We start from the raw sequence: 4,808 nt of genomic DNA on the forward strand, positions 1-4,808 counted from the left end.
CGAGGCCGGCGAGGACGTCGTCGCACTCGGCCTCGCCAACCAGGGCGAGACCGTCCTCGCCTGGGACCCGGCCACCGGCCGCCCGCTGACCGACGCCCTGGTCTGGCAGGACCGGCGGGCCGAGACCGTGTGCGCCGAACTCGCAGAGCACGCAGAGGAGTTGAGGCAGCTGACCGGGCTGCCCCTCGATCCCTACTTCGCCGCGCCCAAGATGGCCTGGATCCGCCGCCACCGCACCCGCGACGGCGTCGTCACCACCTCCGACGCCTGGCTGGTGCACCGCCTCACCGGCGCCTTCGCCACCGACGCCGCCACCGCGGGCCGTACCCAGCTGCTGGACCTGGACCGCGCCGCGTGGTCCCCGCGCGCCCTCGACCTGTACGGCCTGGCCGGCGAACGCCTGCCCGAGGTGACCGACGCCGCCGGCCCGGTCGGCACCACACGGGCGTTCGGGCCCGAGATCCCGCTCACCGGACTGATCGTCGACCAGCAGGCCGCCCTGCTCGCCCAGCGCGTCACCGCCCCCGGCACCGCCAAATGCACCTACGGCACCGGCGCCTTCCTGCTCGCGCACACCGGCGACCGCCCCCGGCGCGGCGGCTCCGGCCTGGTCAGCTGCGTGGCCTGGCGGCTCGCCGGAACCACCAGCTACTGCCTGGACGGCCAGGTCTACACGGCCGCCTCCGCCGTCCGCTGGCTCACCGGCCTCGGCGTCATCTCCGGCGCCGCCGACCTCGATCCGGTCGGCGGCACCGTCCCCGACAGCGGCGGGGTCACCTTCGTCCCGGCCCTCGCCGGACTCGCCGCCCCCTGGTGGCGCGGTGACGTCCGCGGCTCCCTCACCGGACTCGGCCTCGACACCACCCCCGGGCACCTGGTGCGCGCCCTGTGCGAGGGGATCGCCGCCCAGGTCGCCGAACTCGCCGAGGCCGCCGCCGGCGACCTGGGCGCGCCCCTGGCCACGCTCCGCGTCGACGGCGGCCTCACCCGCTCCGCACTCCTCATGCAGACCCAGGCCGACCTGCTGCAACGCCCCGTCGAAGTGTCCGCGCTGCCCGACGCCACCGCGCTCGGCGCCGCCGCCCTCGCCCGCCTCGGCGCGCACCCCGGCCTGAGCGTCGCGGACGTCCTGCCCGACGGACAACCCGCCGCCGTGTACGAGCCCCGCATCCCGGCCGACCAGGCCGCCGAACGCCGCGCCGGGTTCCGCGGCGCCGTCGCGGCCCTCCTCGGCCCGTGACCGTCACCGCGGACGGTCCGCTGCCGTCGACGCCGTACGACGTGGCGATCGTCGGCGCCGGCGTCGTCGGCTGCGCCATCGCCCGCGAACTCGCCCGCCACCCCCGCCTGCGCATCGCCCTGGTCGAGGCCCAGGACGACGTCGGCCAGGGCACCTCCAAGGCCAACACCGCCATCCTGCACACCGGTTTCGATGCGGCCCCCGGCACCCTGGAGGCCCGCCTGGTCCGCGAGGGCTACGCGCGGCTCGGCGCCTACGCCGCCGAGACCGGCATCCCCGTCGAACGGGTCGGCGCGCTGCTGGTCGCCTGGGACGAGGAGCAGCTCGCCGCGCTGCCCCGGCTGGCCGAGAAGGCCGAGCGCAACGCGTACCCCGACACCGCCCTGCTGGGCCCCGCCGAGCTGTACGCCCGCGAGCCGCACCTCGGCCCGGGCGCGCTGGGCGCCCTGCACATCCCCGGCGAGAGCATCATCTGCCCCTGGACGACGACCCTCGCCTACGCCACCCAGGCGGTCCGCGCCGGCGCCGACCTGCACCTGAACACCGCCGTGCGCGCGGCGACGTGGGCGGACGGGCACCGGCTGACCACCAGCCGGGGCACCCTGCGCGCCCGCCACCTGGTCAACGCCGCCGGGCTGCACGCCGACACCCTGGACCGTGCCCTCGGCCACGAGGACTTCACCGTCACCCCGCGCCGCGGCCAGCTCCTCGTCCACGACAAGTTCGCCCGCCCCCTGGTCCGGCACATCCTGCTGCCCGTGCCGACCGCCCTCGGCAAGGGCGTCCTGGTCGCGCCCACCGTCTACGGCAACGTCCTGCTCGGCCCCACCGCCGAGGACCTGGACGACAAGCGGGCCACCGGATCCACCGCCGAGGGACTGGCCGCGCTGCGGGACCAGGGCCGGCGCATCCTGCCCGCCCTGCTCGACGAGGAGGTCACCGCCGTCTACGCCGGGCTGCGCGCGGCCACCGGGCAGGAGGACTACCGCATCACCGCCCACCCCGGGCAGGCGTACGTCACCGTCGGCGGCATCCGCTCCACCGGCCTGACCGCCTCCCTGGCCATCGCCGCCCACGTCGCCGGCCTGCTGGCCGGCACCGGACTCGACCTCGGCCCCGTGCGGGAACCGGAGCCGGTCGCCATGCCGAACCTCGGCGAGGCCTTCCCGCGCCCCTACCAGCGGCCCGACCTCATCGCCGCCGACCCCGAGTACGGCACCCTCGTGTGCCACTGCGAGCGGGTCTCCCGCGGGGAGATCCGCGACGCCCTCGCCGGCCCGATCCCGCCCCGCACCCTGGCGGGCCTGCGCCGCCGCACCCGGGCCGGGGCCGGCCGCTGCCAGGGGTTCTACTGCGGGGCGGCGGTCCGGGAGTTGTTCGAGCGGGGGGCGAGACCATGACGGCCCCGCGGCGCGTGGACGTCCTCGTCGTCGGGGCCGGTCCCGCCGGACTCGCCGCCGCCGCCCGGCTGGCCGCCGCCGGTGCCGGACGCGTGGAGGTGCTGGAACGGGAGGCGGAGCCCGGCGGGGTGCCCCGGCACTGCATGCACGGAGGCTTCGGCACCTGGATCCGCCCGCTGACCGGACCCGCGTACGCCCGCCGGCTGACGGAGGCCGCCGAGCGCGCGGGCGCCACCGTCCGCACCCGCGTGACGGCGCTGGACTGGGCGCCGACGGGGCCCGTGCTCACCACCGTCGGCCCCGGCGGCCCGGAGACCGTCGAGGCCCGCGCGGTCGTCCTCGCCACCGGCGCCCGGGAACGCCCGCGCACCGCCCGGCTGGTGCCCGGCACCCGCCCCGCCGGCGTCTGCACCACCGGCGAACTCCAGCAGGCGGTCCACCTGTTCGGGCAGCACATCGGCACCCGCGCGGTCGTCGTCGGCGCGGCGGACGTCGGCTACGCGGCGGCCGGCACCGTGCGCGCGGCCGGCGCCCGGGTCGTCGCCCTGGTCACGGAGCACCCGCGGGCCCAGACCGGCCGCGCCCGCGCGCAGGCGGCCCGGCTGGGCCACGGCATCCCGCTGCTCACCGACACCACCGTCACCGAACTCCTCGGCCACGGACGGCTGTCCGGCGTCCGCGTCCGCCACCGCGACGGCCGTACGGCCGTCCTGCCCTGTGACACCGTGGTGTTCACCGGCGACTTCGTCCCCGACCAGGAACTGGCCCGGCGCGGCGGCCTCACCCTGGACCCGGGCACCCGCGGCCCCGCCGTCGGCGCCACCCCGCACACCTCGCGCCCCGGTGTCTTCGCCGCCGGCAACGTCCTGCACGCCGTGGAGCCCGCCGCTGCGGCGGCCCGCGAGGGCGTCCGGGCGGCCGGCGCGGTCCTGGACTTCCTGGCGGGCGCGCCCTGGCCGGACCCCGGCGTGCCCGTCACCGTCGAGGCACCGCTGCGCTGGATCGCCCCGAACCGCGTCACCCCGGCCGGCCCGCCGGCCCGTTACGTCCTGCGCACCGAGATCACCCTGCCCCGCCCGACCCTGTACGTCCACCAGGGCGCCCGCCTCCTCCACCGGGAGCGGCGCGGCACCGCGCTGCCCGACCGCACCCTGACCCTCACCGCCCGCTGGCACGACCGCGTCGACCCCGACGGCGGGGAGGTACGGGTGAGCACCGGCTGAGCGCGGGGCCGCCGGAGGACGAGCGGTTCACGGGTCCGCGAACGACCCGTGCCGTCCGGCGCCCGAGGCGAACCGGGCGGCGCCCTCGGCGCTGTCCGCCAGCACGCCCAGACCGTGCGTGAGTTCGCCGCGCAGCGCCGTGGCCTCGTCCCGCCCCTCCTGGTCCAGGACCGAGGCGCGGTCGCTGCGCAGGCAGGCCTGGGGGAAGCGGGCGATGGCCGCCGCGAGGGCCTCGGCCTCGGCGCGGGCCCGCCCGGTCGGGACCAGGCGGTCGGCGAGGCCCATCCCGTGGGCCTCGGGGGCGGGGACCGGGCGGCCGGTGAGGATCATGTCCAGGGCCCGGCCGGTGCCGATCAGCCGGGGCAGCCGTACCGTGCCGCCGTCGATCAGGGGCACGCCCCAGCGGCGGCAGAACACCCCGAACACCGCGTCCTCCTCCGCCACCCGCAGATCGCACCAGAGGGCGAGTTCCAGCCCGCCCGCGACCGCGTGCCCGGCCACCGCCGCGATCACCGGCTTGGACAGCCGCATCCGCGTCGGCCCCATCGGCCCGTCGCCGTCCGGCGCCACCCGGTTGCCGCGTGCCGTGCCGATCGCCTTCAGGTCCGCGCCCGCGCAGAAGGTGTCGCCCTCGCCCCACAGGACCGCCACCCGGGCGCTGTCGTCCGCCTCGAACGCCCGGAAGGCGGCGGCGAGTTCCGCGGCCGTCGGACCGTCCACCGCGTTGCGGGCCTCCGGCCGGGAGAGGACGACCGTGGTGACGTACTCCTTGCGCTCCACGCGGACCGGCACGGCGGGTGCTCCTTCTCGGCAGGCGGCTCGAAGGGCCACTGTGCCTCAGATGACCTTCATCCGCACCAGTGCGCCCAGCGTCAGCGCCCCCGGCACCAGCGGCAGCCACACGGTGATGATCCGGTAGGCCAGCACCACCGCGGTGGCCACCGC

The 4,808-nt window shown here is 77.8% G+C and carries 4 protein-coding genes and 1 pseudogene; 3 read left to right on the plus strand and 2 right to left on the minus strand.

The window, feature by feature from the left end:
• From CCN44_RS08120 to CCN44_RS08130, 3 genes are all read left to right on the plus strand, one after another.
• Positions 1 to 1,240, plus strand: a 1,240-nt coding sequence (locus CCN44_RS08120) for an FGGY family carbohydrate kinase (protein ID WP_086697230.1), incomplete at its 5' end; no start/stop codon positions are given.
• Complete coding sequence (locus CCN44_RS08125; RefSeq protein WP_086697231.1) at positions 1,237 to 2,640, plus strand: NAD(P)/FAD-dependent oxidoreductase; 1,404 nt, start codon at positions 1,237 to 1,239, stop codon at positions 2,638 to 2,640. The genes CCN44_RS08120 and CCN44_RS08125, both read left to right, overlap by 4 nt.
• Positions 2,637 to 3,863 carry an NAD(P)/FAD-dependent oxidoreductase gene (locus CCN44_RS08130; RefSeq protein ID WP_086697232.1) on the plus strand — a complete coding sequence of 409 codons (1,227 nt, stop codon included), beginning with the start codon at positions 2,637 to 2,639 and terminating at the stop codon, positions 3,861 to 3,863. Before CCN44_RS08125 ends, CCN44_RS08130 begins: the two co-directional genes overlap by 4 nt.
• A 27-nt stretch (positions 3,864 to 3,890) precedes the next feature.
• Here the strand turns inward: CCN44_RS08130 and CCN44_RS08135 are convergent, their stop codons facing one another.
• Complete coding sequence (locus CCN44_RS08135; protein WP_086697233.1) at positions 3,891 to 4,655, minus strand: crotonase/enoyl-CoA hydratase family protein; 765 nt, start codon at positions 4,653 to 4,655, stop codon at positions 3,891 to 3,893.
• A 45-nt stretch (positions 4,656 to 4,700) separates the two neighbouring features.
• A pseudogene (locus tag CCN44_RS45955) lies at positions 4,701 to 4,808 on the minus strand (TIGR00374 family protein); the annotation flags it as partial.

This window comes from Streptomyces tricolor, from assembly GCF_002155905.1.
Taxonomy (GTDB): domain Bacteria; phylum Actinomycetota; class Actinomycetes; order Streptomycetales; family Streptomycetaceae; genus Streptomyces; species Streptomyces tricolor.

Bases quoted from the DNA above. Each gene is read 5' to 3' on its own strand.
- CCN44_RS08130 (WP_086697232.1), top strand. From the start codon at position 2,637: ATGACGGCCCCGCGGCGCGTGGACGTCCTCGTCGTCGGGGCCGGTCCC.